At 45.2% G+C, this 13339-nt stretch carries 12 protein-coding genes, 1 other RNA gene and 1 riboswitch; of the genes, 10 read left to right on the forward strand and 3 right to left on the reverse strand.

The annotated features are described in order from the left end of the window. Nucleotides 1-126 precede the first annotated feature (126 nt). From hisS to FED51_RS06925, 4 genes are all read left to right on the forward strand, one after another. Nucleotides 127-1413, forward strand: a complete 1287-nt coding sequence (gene hisS, locus FED51_RS06910; RefSeq protein WP_053431581.1) for a histidine--tRNA ligase — start codon at nucleotides 127-129, stop codon at nucleotides 1411-1413. After that, complete coding sequence (gene aspS, locus FED51_RS06915) at nucleotides 1410-3197, forward strand: aspartate--tRNA ligase (RefSeq protein WP_053431580.1); 1788 nt, start codon at nucleotides 1410-1412, stop codon at nucleotides 3195-3197. Before hisS ends, aspS begins: the two co-directional genes overlap by 4 nt. Before the next feature lie 78 nt (nucleotides 3198-3275). Next, a riboswitch (SAM riboswitch) is annotated at nucleotides 3276-3389 on the forward strand. Nucleotides 3390-3574: 185 nt separating this feature from the next. Beyond that, nucleotides 3575-4792, forward strand: a complete 1218-nt coding sequence (locus tag FED51_RS06920; RefSeq protein ID WP_138090144.1) for an ISL3-like element IS651 family transposase — start codon at nucleotides 3575-3577, stop codon at nucleotides 4790-4792. 85 nt (nucleotides 4793-4877) lie between these two features. Further along, a complete protein-coding gene (locus FED51_RS06925) occupies nucleotides 4878-6131 on the forward strand; it encodes a homoserine dehydrogenase (protein WP_138090358.1) in 1254 nt (417 codons plus the stop codon). Here the strand turns inward: FED51_RS06925 and FED51_RS06930 are convergent. Next, nucleotides 6073-6372, reverse strand: a complete 300-nt coding sequence (locus tag FED51_RS06930; RefSeq protein ID WP_010897422.1) for a hypothetical protein — start codon at nucleotides 6370-6372, stop codon at nucleotides 6073-6075. The two genes, FED51_RS06925 and FED51_RS06930, sit on opposite strands and share 59 nt — an antisense overlap. Nucleotides 6373-6530: 158 nt before the next feature. Between FED51_RS06930 and ssrS the strand changes: the two genes are divergently transcribed. Together ssrS and FED51_RS06940 are read left to right on the forward strand one after the other, a co-directional pair. Then, nucleotides 6531-6719, forward strand: a non-coding RNA gene (gene ssrS / locus FED51_RS06935) — 6S RNA. A 224-nt stretch (nucleotides 6720-6943) separates the two neighbouring features. Further along, nucleotides 6944-7705, forward strand: coding sequence for a tRNA threonylcarbamoyladenosine dehydratase (locus FED51_RS06940; RefSeq protein WP_053431578.1), 762 nt, complete (start codon nucleotides 6944-6946; stop codon nucleotides 7703-7705). Nucleotides 7706-7755: 50 nt separating this feature from the next. Here the strand turns inward: FED51_RS06940 and FED51_RS06945 are convergent, their stop codons facing one another. Beyond that, a complete protein-coding gene (locus FED51_RS06945) occupies nucleotides 7756-8367 on the reverse strand; it encodes an RsfA family transcriptional regulator (RefSeq protein ID WP_010897424.1) in 612 nt (203 codons plus the stop codon). Between the two features lie 84 nt (nucleotides 8368-8451). After that, entirely contained in the window at nucleotides 8452-9738 is a 1287-nt protein-coding gene (locus tag FED51_RS06950; RefSeq protein WP_053431577.1) for a replication-associated recombination protein A, read from the reverse strand. Between the two features lie 151 nt (nucleotides 9739-9889). Between FED51_RS06950 and FED51_RS06955 the strand changes: the two genes are divergently transcribed. From FED51_RS06955 to mnmA, 4 genes are read left to right on the forward strand one after another with little or no spacing between them, the layout of a single operon-like run. Further along, nucleotides 9890-10594: a YczE/YyaS/YitT family protein gene (locus FED51_RS06955; RefSeq protein WP_010897426.1), complete on the forward strand. Its 705-nt coding sequence runs from the start codon at nucleotides 9890-9892 to the stop codon at nucleotides 10592-10594. Next, a complete protein-coding gene (gene cymR, locus FED51_RS06960; protein ID WP_010897427.1) occupies nucleotides 10527-10946 on the forward strand; it encodes a cysteine metabolism transcriptional regulator CymR in 420 nt (139 codons plus the stop codon). Before FED51_RS06955 ends, cymR begins: the two co-directional genes overlap by 68 nt. Nucleotides 10947-10970: 24 nt before the next feature. Beyond that, on the forward strand, nucleotides 10971-12131 hold the full coding sequence (locus FED51_RS06965) for a cysteine desulfurase family protein (protein WP_053431576.1): 1161 nt from the start codon (nucleotides 10971-10973) through the stop codon (nucleotides 12129-12131). 30 nt (nucleotides 12132-12161) lie between these two features. Next, entirely contained in the window at nucleotides 12162-13277 is a 1116-nt protein-coding gene (mnmA, locus tag FED51_RS06970; protein WP_053431575.1) for a tRNA 2-thiouridine(34) synthase MnmA, read from the forward strand. Nucleotides 13278-13339: the final 62 nt, after the last annotated feature.

Genomic DNA, 13339 nt, shown 5'->3' on the forward strand with positions numbered 1-13339 from the left:
CAGGGGTGGGAGTTTTTTATTTGTCCTTTTACATAACGTCGCAAGATCAAAAAGGATACCCGTTATTTCGAATCTTCTAGGTTTGGGGACAAGCCGAGTTTTTCTAATAAAATGGAGGGAATAACAATGGCGATACAGATTCCGAGAGGAACACAAGACATACTGCCAGGAGATGTGGAAACATGGCAATGGATTGAGCAAAAAGCATACGACCTATGTCGGCGCTACAATTATCAAGAAATTCGCGTCCCGATGTTTGAACATACGGAGTTATTTTTACGCGGTGTCGGTGATACGACCGATATTGTGCAAAAAGAGATGTACACGTTTGAAGATCGCGGTGGGAGAAGCTTGACCCTACGCCCAGAAGGTACGGCTTCTGTCACACGCGCCTATGTTTCGAATAAACTATACGGACAAGCGAATCAACCGACGAAGTTGTTTTATATCGGGCCAATGTTCCGTTATGAGCGGCCGCAATCAGGACGGATGCGGCAGTTTGTTCAGTTTGGTGTAGAAGCACTAGGAAGCGCTGATCCTGCTATTGATGCAGAAGTGTTGGCCCTTGTGATGAGATTTTACGAAGAGCTTGGACTAAAAAATCTAAAGCTCGTGATCAATAGCCTAGGAGATACGGATAGCCGACTTGCCCACAGAGAAGCACTCGTCAACCACTTTAAGCCAAGAATTCATGAATTTTGCAACGATTGTCAGGATCGCCTAGAAAAAAATCCACTTCGCATCTTAGACTGTAAAAAGGATCGGGATCATGAGCTGATGGGAACGGCCCCGTCGATTCATGACTATCTATCCACAGAATCAAAGGCCTATTTCGAAAAGGTGCAATCGTATTTAACCGCATTAAATATTCCGTTTGTCGTTGATGCGACCCTTGTTCGTGGCCTTGATTATTACAATCATACAGCCTTTGAAGTGATGGTGGATGGGGAAGCCTTTGGTGCGATTACGACCCTTTGTGGTGGTGGTCGTTACAACGGATTAGTCGAGGAGATCGGTGGACCGGAAACACCAGGAATTGGGTTCGCCCTTTCGATCGAACGGGCGATTATGGCGTTGGAGGCTCAACAGGCTAAACCTGCCCACAACCAAGCGATTGATTGCTATGTTGTCACGCTAGGGGAAGCGGCCAAAGATAAAGGGGTCGAACTCGTCTATCAACTAAGAAATGCTGGCATTTCCGCAGAGAAAGATTATTTAGACCGGAAAATGAAAGGGCAACTAAAGGCGGCAGATCGCCTTCACGCGAAATGGACCGTTATTTTAGGCGAGGATGAGCTGGCGGTAGGTAAAGTCAATGTGAAAAATATGGAAACAGGAGAGCAGACAGATGTCGCGCTAACTGATTTAGTCTCACATATGAAACAACAAGTCGAAGGAGGAAACGAATCATGATCGGACGTACGCATCATTGCGGACAACTATCAGAGGAGCAAGTGAACGAGCGAGTTCAATTAAAAGGATGGGTGCAACGAAGAAGAGATTTAGGGCAGGTCATTTTTGTTGATTTACGGGACCGCTCGGGTGTCGTTCAGCTCGTGTTCAACAGCGATATTTCACAGGAGGCACTTGAGACAGCAGAGAAGGTGCGCAATGAGTACGTCCTTGATGTGGAAGGAGTTGTCTTAAAAAGGGACCCAAGTACAGTCAATGACAAAATTGCGACAGGAACCATCGAGGTTCATGTAGAGCGCCTGACAATTTTAAATAAAGCGAAATCACTCCCGTTTCAAATTGAAGCGAACACGGACGCGTCAGAAGACATTCGCTTAAAGTATCGTTACTTGGATCTTCGTCGTCCAGACATGCAGGAGACGATGAAGCTCCGTCATCAAACAACAAAGCTTATTCGCGATTTTCTTGATGGACAGGAGTTTTTTGAAATTGAAACACCCATGTTGACGAAAAGTACACCGGAAGGCGCTCGCGACTATTTAGTGCCGAGTCGGGTCCATCACGGGGAATTTTACGCATTGCCCCAATCACCGCAAATTTTTAAGCAACTTCTTATGGTTTCAGGGTTTGAGCGTTATTATCAAATTGTTCGCTGCTTCCGTGATGAGGATTTACGGGCTGATCGCCAGCCAGAGTTTACTCAAATCGATATTGAGACGTCCTTTATGGATAAAGAAGATTTGCTTACGATGACGGAAAACATGATGGCAAAAATCATGAAAGAAGTAAAAGGGCTCGACGTCGCTTTGCCGTTCCCACGAATGACGTATGACGATGCGATGAACCGATATGGCTCAGATAAGCCAGACACTCGTTTTGAAATGGAACTCATTGAACTGTCTGACATTGTGAAAGATAGTGACTTTAAAGTATTCTCAAGTGCTATCAAGAGTGGCGGAATTGTTAAAGGCCTAAACTTGAAAGGCGGAGCAGGAAGCCTGTCCCGTAAAGAGATCGACGGGCTTGCCGAGTTTGTCAAACCATACGGCGCGAAAGGGTTAGCTTGGTTGAAGGTAGAAGAAGATGAGCTGAAAGGCCCGATTGCGAAGTTCTTTGCAGGAGAGACTGGTGCTGAGTTACAGCAAGCGATGGGGGCAGAGGATGGAGACTTGCTGTTCTTTGCTGCTGACAAAAAGGAAGTCGTCTTCGATAGCCTTGGTGCTCTTCGCTTAAAGCTAGGTAAAGATTTCAACTTGATCGACGAGTCGAAATTTAACTTCCTATGGGTTGTGGACTTTCCACTTGTTGAATACGATGAAGAGGCGAAGCGATTCGTCGCCCTCCACCATCCGTTTACAAGTCCGAAGCAAGAAGATTTAACGAAGCTTGAAACAGATCCAGCGAGCGTTCGCGCCGATGCCTATGACCTTGTGTTAAACGGTTATGAGCTTGGAGGTGGAAGCCAAAGGATTTATCAGCGCCCGGTTCAGGAGAAAATGTTTGCGGCTCTAGGCTTCACAGAAGAGGGTGCCCAAAAAGAATTTGGCTTTTTGCTTGAAGCGTTTGAATATGGGACCCCGCCACATGGAGGAATTGCTCTTGGGCTTGACCGACTCGTCATGCTTTTAGCTGGTCGCTCGAACCTTCGTGATACTATTGCGTTTCCGAAAACAGCAAGCGCAAGTTGTTTGTTAACAGAAGCGCCAGGAGAAGTTAGTCTAGAACAACTGCTCGATTTAAATTTATCAATTATTGGTCATAAGCCAGATAAAGTAAACGTGTGATCAAAATCTTTTCATTGACAGGCGGATATTTCCTGCTTATAATGGCAATCAAGATCAAGTGAAAAGTGATAATAAAAAGACTTATCGAGAGAGGCAGAGGGACTGACCCGATGATGCCCGGCAACCCGTTTGTTAGCCAAGCAAACGAAGGTGCTAATTTCAGCAGAATGATTTCATTCTGGAAGATAAGCGAAGGCGAAAACCTTTCCTTATCGGAAAGGTTTTTTTGTTAGAGAGCCAAGTTTTTATAAAAATGGGCTCTACAATAAATGTTGGGGTTTTTGCACAAAAGAGGGCAAAAAAAATGCACGCAGGCTCCTTTATCCATTATCCTTGAATTGCCGAGAAACAAAGAAAGGATAGGAGCTGCGTGTACGATGAATTTTACCATGGATTTGCCCGGATTAAAAGGTGTGAAGGTCACAAAGATGGAGGAACGAGAGGACTTTATCGCGCTCCATGTAGAAATGCCGCGAACGCCTCATCGTTGCCCATCCTGCGGGGAGAGAACCGAGAGAATCCATGATTACCGCATCCAAAAAGTTCAACATCTCAAGCTCTTTGAACGGTGGGTGTATCTATTCTATCGAAAGCGCCGGTACGCGTGCAGATGCGGGAAGCGGTTTGCGGAGAAAGCCTGTTTTGTAGAGCGATATCAGCGTCAGACAGTAGAATGGAATCAAGCGTTTCGCTTACGGCTCATTCAAGGGAAGAACTTTACGGACACAGCGAATCAATTCCAAACGTCCGTGACAACTGCCATGCGCCGGTTTGATCAATTGGCGGCCCCCCTCGTGAAGAAGGTGGATCACCTTCCTCCTCGGATTGCGATTGATGATTACAAAGGGGATACGAATGCGGGGAAATATCAAGTGATCATTGCGGATGCAGATACACGGAAGCCACTGGATATCTTACCGGATCGTAAAGCCGATACGCTTAAACGATATCTTCAAGAGAAGGGTCATCATGTGAAAACAGTCGTGATGGATCTCAGTTATACCTTCAAGTCGGCTGTTCAAAAGGCCTTAGGCCACCCGCTCATCATTGGGGATCCGTTCCATTTCTGTCGTTACATCTACTGGGCTCTGGAAGGGGTTCGCCGCCGAGTGCAAAAAGCGTTCCATCCGTATCATCGAAAACGATGTAAACGGATCAAACATCTGTTTCAGAAAGAGAGAGAAGGACTGGATGATAAGCAAAAGAAGAAGGTGGAGCGGTACTTAGAGCTATCCCCTGATTTAAGGGAAGCGTATGAGCTAAAAGAACATTTTCGTCAGTGGTATCAAGAAGCGAAGATGCAAGGAAGGGAAGGACGAATGAGCGAGGTGAAACAAGGTCTCTACGCCTTTTACCGAAGAGTGGAGGCGAGCCCGTTAAAGGAGTTCCACCGAGCCATTCAGACGCTGAAGAACTGGCAGACCGAGATCTTGAATAGCCTCGCGTTTGGCTTAAACAATGGTTTTATTGAAGGACTGAATAATCAAACGAAGGTGATTAAGAGAAATGCCTTTGGTTTTCGGCGTTATGATCGCTTGCGAAACCGTATTCTCTTGCATCATCAATTCAAACATCAGACATTCGGGGTAGGATAAGAGGGGCTCGCCCTCCTATGCCACCCCAACATTTGACTAAGAACCTAAAAATGAGGAGAGGGCATACGAAAGGGGAAATAATCAGATGATTAAAGTTGGTGTGATCGGATTTGGCACCGTTGGGCAAGGTGTTGTCGAGAGTCTAGTTCAATTGGAGCGAGGATTAAGGAAAGAAGTTACTCTCGAAATGTTGCTTGTGACCAATCGGAGAAAGCATGAACATAGTGAACAGTACGCCCTTGTAACAGACGATTGGAAGACATTTGCTGCTCGTCATTATGATGTGGTATTTGAGGCGGCTGGTGGAATTGAGCCAGTGTATGATTATGTCCGCTTCTTTTTGAAAAAAGGCGTACCCGTCGTGACCGCAAACAAAAAACTCGTTGCTGAAAGAGGAGAGGAACTGGAACGGCTAGCTGCCGAAAACGACACGTACCTTTGTTACGAGGCAGCGGTAGCCGGAGGAATCCCGATTTTAAATGCCATTAAAGGTACGCTAGCGACGACTTCCTTTACATCAGTAGCGGGGATTTTAAATGGAACGACAAACTATATTTTAACAGGGATGATTGAGCAAAACCGACCGTTTCAAGACATGCTGGAGGAAGCCCAGGCCAAAGGGTATGCAGAGGCTGATCCAACGGACGACATTGAAGGATATGATGCATGGTATAAAATCCGAATATTAGCACGACTTTGTTTTGGGATTTGGTCAAACCGTGACGACATTTCGCGAAGCGGACTACATGACGTGCTCGACTGGCACGTCGAATTAGGTCAATCACTAGGGCTCACGTTAAAGCTTGACGGTAGAGCCTCTGTAAAAAATAACACCATTATTGGGTCTGTTGCACCTGCCTTTTTTACAAACGATCATCCATTTAGTACAGTCTATGGCGTTACGAACGCTGTTGTCTTGGAAGGGAAAGCGATCGAGCGACTGCTGTTCACTGGACCTGGTGCAGGGAAGGAGGCGACGGCCAACAGCATGGTCGAAGATTACTTGTTCCATGAACGATACAAAGGAGAACGTCAACCGATGCTCATAAAAGAAAAAGAGCAAAACAGGATCGCGAACGTCCTTGTCATGGTTGCTGCTCATGAAAAAAAGGAAGCAGAAAAGGTGGTAGAGCACTTACCGTGTCAACGGATCAATACATTTGCGGCGGACGAAGGCGAAGCGTGGTGGCTGAAGGTATATGAGGATGTTATCCCATTCATTTCGAAGCAGCTAGGATTAAGTCTCTATCGTGTTTATGGGGCGTTTGAAAAACAGCTAGCTACGACAAATATGCATCACCCTTCGTCAATCGGTGAAACGCTTGAACAAAAGGCTTAGGGTCATCTTTAATAATAAACGTGCGTACACCGCTGGTCGTATGAAGATAAAGATAGCCCATATCCTCTTCAGACTTACGGTAAGAAATATCTAAAATCTGCTTGAGCGGAAAGGTTTCTGATGATGTTACTAATTGATCAGGAAACAGGTGCATTTCAAACGTTTCCTCGATCGTTCGTTTTTCGATCCATCCTATTTCTTGCCTGATGAGAACATAGCGTTGACTTGCAAGACAGTCCATGTAAACCCTCCATAATCAGTAATGGATTTGCTATTTATCGTATCACAGTTACAAGGTGAGCGACAAAAGAAAACAATGACTGAAAATTGCGAAAAAAGATGGTGCACTCTTGCATAAGATGAGGTCTTTATGCTAGAATAAGGTCAGAAATTGAACAAAGAGTCCTGAGGTGTACGTGCATAACTGTACGTTTTGAGCCAACACTTTTGAATAAGGGAGCTTGTTGTCTCCTCATGGATTACATGCCCTTTCTCATAGATGAGGGACGTAAGAAGTGATGAGCAGAGCACCCACCTGCCGAGGGCAGGTTCAAAACCAAAGTTTTCGACGGCACATTTGGGACTCTTTCACACACTGTATTTTGAGCCTAAGGGGGACACACCCTTAGGTTTTTTTACGCTTAAGAGAGTAAAGCGATCGCTTCCGCCATAAGTAAGACCAACCTCAATGAACCCCTTTTTAACTCATATTCGTTTCCCCAGAATCCAGCGTTGAGGTCTTTGTTTTTTCGATCTGTTATGATATAGTCATTTCCGTAAAAGGATTGACGCATGTGGAAGGAGAAGAAGGAATGTTGCACCAATTTTCAAGAAATGAACTTGCCATCGGACACGATGGATTAGAGCGCTTAAAGCAATCGACGGTTGCGGTTTTAGGAGTTGGCGGAGTGGGCTCGTTTTCCGTAGAGGCATTAGCCCGTTCCGGTGTCGGCCGCATCGTCATCGTTGATAAAGATGATGTGGATATTACAAATGTGAATCGTCAAATTCACGCATTGCTATCGACGGTCGGAAGGCCAAAAGTAGACTTGATGAAAGAACGAATTTCCGACATAAATCCAGAGTGTGAAGTCATTGCCTTAAAAATGTTTTACACAGAAGAGACATATGAGCAGTTTTTCAGCTACGAGCCAGACTACGTCATTGACGCCAGTGACACGATTACGTACAAGATTCATCTTATGAAAGAATGTCTCAAGCGGAACATTCCGATCATCTCGAGTATGGGTGTTGCTAATAAGATGGATCCGACTCGTCTGCGAATTGCGGATATCTCGAAAACGAGCTATGATCCGATTGCAAAGGTGATTCGCACCCGCTTACGCAAAGAGGGGATTCATAAAGGGATCGAAGTCGTTTATTCCGATGAGCAGCCAATTCGAATCAGAGAAGACATTCGCAAAGAAATTGTCCCAGAGGCTGCCGAAAGTGGAAAGATACGAAAGGCGAAAATGCCACCATCCTCTAATGCGTTCGTTCCGTCGGTTTCTGGATTATTCATGGCCGGTCACGTCATCAGCAAACTTCTCGATGGCATTGAAATCCAGCGTTAATACAACACAAAGCCCACTCAGTCACTCATGACCGAATGGGTTTTGTTTCGTTATTTTGCGATTTTTTCTAAATTACCGTTTTTATCCATCTTAAATGCTTGCGTCGAGGCTGGTTCGTCGTCTTGTAAAATCGCCATCCGCCGCGCACGATTCATAATTTGGATCATTGATTGATAATCTTCTTCGATGATACTATGCTCTTGTTTGATTTTTTGTAGTTCTTTTTCAAGCTCTTTGTTTCGTTCTTGAAGCTGTTCATTTTGTTTCATCAGCTCTTCTTGCTCTTTACGCGTTTGTCCGTCTGCTACTTGATGGGTTGCTAACTGCTGTAAAAATTCAATTACCATCGGTAGTGTAAGAGATGTAGCCTCACCAGTTAACACAACTGGTTGTTGGCTCGCTGTAGGATATAGCTGATAGGCATAAGATGCTGCACGTTTTCGGCGCTTTCGTTCCTTTTTCGCTTCCGCAATTTGTTTTACATAACGCTGACGGACAACAGCATTCCAGCGGAATCCGCAGGCTGCAGATGTCCGGTTTAATACGTCACCTACTTCATCAAAGGCACGTAATTGGGTGCTTCCTTCTTCAATATGTTTTAGTACGGTTTCCGCTAAGAAAACATCATCTTCATGAGACCATGCATCTTGTCTTACTTTCATTCTGGATCATCTCCTCATTAAATCATTGTCTAGTTGTATCGTTTCCAAGAATATGAAGAGATATACCAGTATGATAGAAAAATGCTAGCTTTCTTTTGAAAATGTTGATTTTCTAAGCTTCTCATAGACATCTGCTAAGGCATCTTCAAACTTGCCTGTTCGCTTGGGCTCATAGTATGCTCGACTTTTTAAGGAATCAGGTAAATATTGTTGTTTAACCCAACCACGTTCATAATCGTGTGGATATTTATAGCCAATTCCTCGTCCGAGTTGTTCAGCCCCTTTATAGTGGGCATCTTTTAAATGGGCTGGAACGCTTCCGACATGACCTTTACGAATATCGGCAATCGCTGCATCTAAAGCAACATAAGCAGAATTCGACTTAGGGGAGAGGCAAAGTTCAACCACAGCATTTGCCAGCGGGATGCGGCCTTCTGGGAAGCCGAGGCGCTCTGCTGCTTCAATGGCCGCAAGGGTCCGCGGCCCTGCCTGTGGGCTGGCGAGCCCAATATCTTCGTATGCAATCACAAGTAAACGACGGCCAATGCTTACTAAATCTCCCGCTTCAATGAGTCTTGCAAGGTAGTGAAGAGCTGCATTGACATCACTGCCGCGAATCGATTTTTGAAAAGCGGATAAAACATCATAATGGGCATCACCATCTTTATCATGATGAAAGCTTTTTCGTTGAATGCACTCCTCTGCAACAGATAATGTAATTTCCTTCTCTCCCTTAACATTCGGTTGGGTCGAGCGTACGGCAAGCTCTAGTCCATTTAAAGCAGAGCGTACATCTCCGCCACAAGCGAAGGCAAAATGCGCCAACGCCTCGTCGGAAATGACAACAGGCTCCTCCCCAAGTCCGTGTGTTTTATCCGTCAAGGCTCTTGTTAAGGCAACTTTAATCTCATCCGTCGTTAGTGGAGTGAGTTCAAAAATTTGGCAGCGGCTACGGATCGCAGGATTGATGGAGTGGAACGGATTGGCTGTTGTCGCTCCAATTAAAATAAGCAGCCCTTTTTCTAGGTGAGGCAAGAGAAAGTCTTGCTTCCCTTTGTCGAGGCGGTGGACTTCATCTAAAATAAGAATAAGTTGGCCAGACATTTTTGCTTCCTCAACGACAATTTCCATATCTTTTTTATTGTTGACGACTGCATTCAACAACTTATAATGAGTATCTGTACTGCCGGCGATGGCTTGAGCGATCGATGTTTTTCCGACTCCTGGAGGTCCGTATAAAATCATCGATGAAAGCTGCCCAGCATTCACCATGCGACGGATAATTTTTCCTTCACCAACTAAATGTTGTTGACCAATCACTTCATCAATGTTCGATGGCCGCATTCGATAGGCTAATGGCTGTTTTTTCATGTAACGTCACCTACAATGTTTAAGTCTGTCTCAAGTGTAAAACATCTTGAAGAAAAAACCAATGCAAACGCAAACCGTGTGAGATGATACCAATTTGAAAACAATTCATGCTATAATGGCAAGGACTTCAAGAGAGAGAAGGGTATTCAGAATGTTATCTGAAACGGAGTGGAGAACGAAACGCTTACTTTTACGTTGGCTTATTTTCATGATCGGCCTGATCGTCATGTCCTTTGGGATTGCTTTGATGATTCGTGCCAATTTAGGAAGTGCTCCATGGGATGTCCTACATATCGGTTTAACGATGCAGTTTGGCTTAACGGTCGGATCGTGGTCGATTATTATGGGTTTTTGTATCATTGGTCTGACTGCTTGGTTAACGAAGGAATGGCCGCAGCTAGGAGCGTTTGTAAACATGCTTTTAGTTGGTGTGTTCATCGATATCTTTTTATGGATGATCCCTCCATTTGAAGGGTTTGTCGTCCAACTGATCGCTTTGATCGTTAGTATTATAATTATCGGATATGGTATCGGTTTATATATCGCACCGAATTGTGGGGCAGGTCCACGGGACAGTTTAATGCTAGCCATCGCTGAAAAAACGGGATGGAAGGTGCAGTATGCAAGGGGCGGGATGGAAATACTCGTACTCACAGCAGGCTGGCTATTGGGTGGACCGGTATTTCTCGGGACGGTTCTGTTTTGTTTCGGGATCGGAACGATTGTCGGGTTTACGCTACCCCAATGCAAAGCGTTCGTAGATTACTTATTAGAAAGAGGGATTCGTTATGAAAATATCCACGAAAGGGCGTTACGGACTTACCATCATGATGGCGCTCGCGAAAAAATCAGGTGAGGGTCCAATTTCGCTAAAATCGATCGCGAAAGAGCATGACTTATCAGAACATTATTTAGAGCAATTAATAGCACCGTTACGTAACGCTATGCTTGTAAAAAGCGTTCGGGGTGCTTACGGAGGATATATGTTAGCAAAAGAGGCATCAGAAATTACCGCTGGGGATATCATTCGCGTGCTTGAGGGGCCGATTAGCCCGGTGGAAGTGATGGAGAACGAAGAACCGGCCAAAAGAGATCTATGGATTAAAATTCGCGATGCGGTCAAGGAAGTGTTGGATAGTACCACATTGGAAGATTTAGCGAATTATGAAGATAAAGGTGACCAAGAATATTATATGTTCTATATTTAGCATTTGAAGAGGGTGTGTGTAACTATGGAGCCGATTTATTTAGATCACGCGGCAACATCACCGGTTCATCCAGAAGTGATCCAAGCGATGCTCCCCTATTATGAGGAGCAATTCGGGAATCCGTCTAGCATTCATCAGTTTGGGCGCAGAGCGCGTCAAGGAGTGGATGAGGCGAGAGGGACGATCGCGAGGCTCCTTCAGGCGGACCCTTCTGAATTCATTTTTACGAGTGGTGGTACAGAAGCCGATAATTTAGCGATTTTTGGCTATGCTTATCAACATCGGGGAAAAGGAAATCATATTATTACGAGTCAAGTAGAACACCATGCGGTTCTTCATGCATGTCAAGAGTTGGAACATCAAGGTTTCGAAGTGACGTACGTACCAGTCGATCAAACGGGACGCGTTTCGGTAGAAGACGTTAGGCAAGCGTTACGCGATGACACCATTCTCGTAACACTCATGTATGTGAATAATGAAGTTGGGACGATTCAACCGATTGCTGAGATCGGTGCCTTGCTTCAAGACCATCAAGCGGTGCTTCATACAGATGCTGTTCAAGCGTTTGGCGCAATCTCAATTGAGCTTGACCATCTTCCTGTCGATATGCTGTCAGTATCTGCACACAAAATTAACGGCCCAAAAGGTGTTGGTCTTTTGTATGTTCGAGATGGGGTTGTCCTGAAGCCGGCTTTATATGGCGGGGAGCAAGAACGGAAGAAGCGAGCAGGTACGGAAAATGTTGCAGCGATTATCGGTTTTGCTAAGGCGGTGGAAATAGCCATTGCCAATCGGGAAGAGCGGCAAAAAGCTTATTTCGATTATTGTCAAACATTCTTTGACCAGTTCCAACAAGAGGGCGTACAATTTGTCATGAATGGACACCAGACATGGCGCTTACCTCACATTTTTAATGTCAGCTTTCCTGGTGTTCATGTGGAAGCGCTACTCGTTAATCTTGACCTCGCGGGAATTGCTGCTTCAAGTGGCTCTGCATGTACGGCAGGATCGATCGAGCCTTCCCACGTCCTTGTGGCGATGCATGGAAGCGACTCAGAGCTTGTCACATCAGGTGTGCGCTTTAGCTTTGGTTTAGGCAATACGAAAGAGCATGTGCAATGGGCGGCAAAAGAAACAGCGAAGATTGTCAAACGACTTCAGGACCAAGAGGCGTTTATTCGATAAAAAACCCAAGACCAAAAGGTGGTGATGCAAATGGAAGCAAAACGACCAGAAAAGACGCGAGTCGTCGTCGGGATGTCAGGTGGGGTCGACTCATCTGTAACAGCCTTACTTTTAAAGGAACAAGGCTATGATGTCATCGGGATCTTTATGAAAAATTGGGACGATACAGATGAAAACGGTGTTTGTACTGCGACCGAAGATTATCATGATGTCGTTCAAGTATGTAATCAGCTAGGGATCCCATATTACGCGGTCAACTTTGAAAAAGAGTATTGGGACAAAGTCTTCACCTACTTTTTAGAGGAATACAAGGCTGGTCGAACGCCAAATCCAGATGTGATGTGTAATAAAGAAATTAAATTTAAAGCGTTCTTGAACCATGCGTTAACCTTAGGTGCAGACTATGTAGCGACAGGTCATTATGCGCAAGTAAAAAATGTCGATGGCCAATATCAATTAATTCGCGGGAAAGACCCGAACAAGGATCAGACGTACTTTTTAAACGCGTTAAGTCAGCAACAGCTGTCAAGGGTTATGTTTCCTCTCGGCCATTTAGAGAAAAAAGAAGTACGTGCCATTGCGGAACGGGCAGGGTTAGCAACGGCGAAGAAAAAAGATAGCACCGGGATCTGTTTTATCGGAAAACGGGATTTTAAAGAATTTCTGAGCTCCTATTTACCTGCACAGCCAGGAGAGATGCAAACGTTAGACGGTGAAGTGAAAGGCACTCATGACGGTTTAATGTACTACACGCTTGGCCAAAGACAAGGGTTAGGGATCGGTGGTTCAGGAGAGCCTTGGTTTGTGATCGGAAAAAACCTTGAAAAAAACATCTTATATGTAGGACAAGGCTTCCATCACCCAGGGTTGTATTCGGAAGGGCTACGCGCGATTAAGGTGAATTGGATTTTGCGAAGAGAAAGCGACGAGCCGTTTGAATGTACAGCGAAGTTTCGTTATCGTCAGCCAGATCAAAAGGTGACGGTCTATCCACAGAGCGATGGAGCCGTAGAAGTCCTGTTTGCCGAGCCACAACGGGCGATCACACCAGGACAAGCAGTTGTCTTCTATGATGGCGATGTCTGCCTTGGCGGCGGGACAATTGATCACGTGTTGAAAAAGAAAGAGGATCGGGAAAGCGCCTGACGTTTTCCCGCTTTTTCTGAACATTGAACTACACAAAATGGACAGGAGAATGATGGGCCGGG

Source organism: Halalkalibacterium halodurans (genome assembly GCF_005671335.1).
Taxonomy (GTDB): Bacteria; Bacillota; Bacilli; order Bacillales; family Bacillaceae_D; genus Halalkalibacterium; species Halalkalibacterium halodurans.